This is a genomic window from Burkholderia aenigmatica, assembly GCF_902499175.1.
Taxonomy (GTDB): domain Bacteria; phylum Pseudomonadota; class Gammaproteobacteria; order Burkholderiales; family Burkholderiaceae; genus Burkholderia; species Burkholderia aenigmatica.
This window is the reverse complement of the sequence record NZ_CABVQC010000146.1, coordinates 1-1,863: the sequence shown is the minus strand read 5'-3', so window position 1 is coordinate 1,863 and position 1,863 is coordinate 1. Positions and strand designations below refer to the sequence as shown.

General features: G+C 60.5%; 5 protein-coding genes. All 5 read left to right on the top strand.

Annotated elements, in window-relative coordinates; translation table 11 throughout:
- The first annotated feature begins 1 nt into the window (after position 1).
- The 5 genes from BDO18943_RS42355 to BDO18943_RS42335 all read left to right on the top strand — a co-directional run bounded on the left by BDO18943_RS42355 (position 2) and on the right by BDO18943_RS42335 (position 1,849).
- The gene (locus BDO18943_RS42355; protein ID WP_001247892.1) at positions 2 to 292 is read left to right on the top strand and encodes a nucleotidyltransferase family protein; all 291 of its coding nucleotides are present in this window, start codon (positions 2 to 4) and stop codon (positions 290 to 292) included.
- On the top strand, positions 289 to 675 hold the full coding sequence (locus BDO18943_RS42350) for a HepT-like ribonuclease domain-containing protein (protein ID WP_003100872.1): 387 nt from the start codon (positions 289 to 291) through the stop codon (positions 673 to 675). The genes BDO18943_RS42355 and BDO18943_RS42350 overlap by 4 nt, the downstream gene beginning before the upstream one ends.
- Positions 676 to 690: 15 nt before the next feature.
- Positions 691 to 864, top strand: coding sequence for a hypothetical protein (locus tag BDO18943_RS42345; protein ID WP_003154411.1), 174 nt, complete (start codon positions 691 to 693; stop codon positions 862 to 864).
- Positions 865 to 911: 47 nt separating this feature from the next.
- On the top strand, positions 912 to 1,268 hold the full coding sequence (locus BDO18943_RS42340; RefSeq protein ID WP_003465043.1) for a cupin domain-containing protein: 357 nt from the start codon (positions 912 to 914) through the stop codon (positions 1,266 to 1,268).
- Between the two features lie 254 nt (positions 1,269 to 1,522).
- Positions 1,523 to 1,849: a hypothetical protein gene (locus BDO18943_RS42335; RefSeq protein WP_003100858.1), complete on the top strand. Its 327-nt coding sequence runs from the start codon at positions 1,523 to 1,525 to the stop codon at positions 1,847 to 1,849.
- Positions 1,850 to 1,863: the final 14 nt, after the last annotated feature.

The window sequence follows — 1,863 nt, the reverse complement described above, 5'->3', positions numbered from 1 at the left end:
CATGCGACCGTCTGTTGTGCTTGACATGAAGCGAAGCGCAGTGCGTGAAGCGGTAGGCCGCTTTCGCGCCGCGAACCCGCGCGTCTTCGGCTCGGTGCTGCATGGCACCGACCGGGATGGCAGCGACCTCGACCTGTTGGTCGATGCGCTGCCCGGTGCCACGTTGTTGGACTTGGGCGATTTGGAAGAAGAACTGAAATCGCTGCTCGGCGTTGACGTCGATCTGCTGACTCCCGGCGACCTGCCGCCGAAGTTCCGGGCCAAGGTGCTCGCGGAGGCGCAACCGATATGAGCGAGAACCGCCTGCCCGATTACCTCGACCACATTCAGCAGGCCGCAACCGATGCGCGCAGCTTCGTGGAAGGGATGGCCAAGGACGACTTCTTGGCCGACAAGCGCACCCAGCAGGCCGTCATCATGAGCCTGATCGTCATCGGCGAGGCGGCCACAAAGGTGATGGATGGCTACGTCGAGTTCACCCAGGCGCATGCCGACGTGCCGTGGCGCAGCATGCGCAATATGCGTAATCGCATGGCTCACGGCTATTTCGACATCAACCTCGATGTGGTGTGGGAGACGGTACAGGAATGGCTGCCGGCGTTGCTCCAGCAATTGCCCGCCGTGCGTCAGGATGCCGACGATGAAGACCGTAACGACAAAGGCATGGAGCCATGACCAATCAAGCCGCCGATGTTCGGCCCCTCTGGCGTGTTCGATCCCGCGACCTATGAGCCGCGCTCGGGCAAGACCTTCTGGATGGCCGCAACGGACGTGAGTTCGCTGGTGGGCAAGGAGGCAGCAGCCGACACGCTCATCGGCAACTGCACGACCGCACGACCAGCCTCCCGTTCAAATTCGAGTTAGAACTCATATCCAGCCTGTCTGGGGGCACTGTGAAAGAGGGATCTCCGATGACTGTTGAATCGAGAATATTTTCTGTAGCCGAGTATGTTCAGCCGTCCGAAGGCGAGCCTATTCGTTCCGTTGTGCTTGAAACCCGAGACTCAATTATCGTGGTTTGGCATGTCCATCCCGGGCAGGAAATTGCGGCTCACATTCATCCTCACGGCCAAGACACGTGGACTGTTTTGTCGGGAATGGCTGATTACTTTCAGGGCAATGGGATTGTTCGTGCCCTCAGGGAAGGTGAGATAGCCGTGGCAAGACCGGGCCAAGTGCACGGGGCGCGAAATACAGGTACCGAGCCATTTGTGTTCGTCTCGGTTGTGGCATCAGCCAATGCCGGTTTCGTATTGGCTGAGCGATAGAGCCCAATCTCTGGAGTTGGTCCAATGAGCGGTCGGGGAGATAGGTAACAGACATGCAGCGGACACGGCTGCTAAACCAGGTCGCAAACCTCCTTGCGTCGCAGCGTGCCGCAAGCGACGCGATCAATCGAATGGGGTCGGCATGAGACTGAACACCATCCAGTTCCCGACCGCGTAGCCGCCTGTCCTGCCGATCAGGTCTTGACCATCGACGCCTGGGATCAGTCCTGAATGTTCTTGGAGACCACTACGTTATGAGCCGCAGCCGCCGCAAAACACCCATCGTCGGGCACACGACCTGCGGCAGCGAGCGCGAGGACAAGAAGCTCTGGCATCAGCGCTGGCGCACCCGTGAGCGCACGGCGCTGACCAGCGCGTCGCCCGAAGCCCTGAGCGCCCATCTGCCCCTGCTGGAAAACCAGGCCAGCAGCGTCTGGTCGATGGGCAAGGATGGCCGCTCCTACTGGCCCGTCAAGCGCCAGGCCGCCACGGCGGATCGCATCGCCAATCACAAGGGACGCAACCCGCAAGAACGCGCCTCCCTGAAAAAGCGCCTGCTGCGCAAGTGGATGAGCAAATGAAGCTCTCCTTCCAT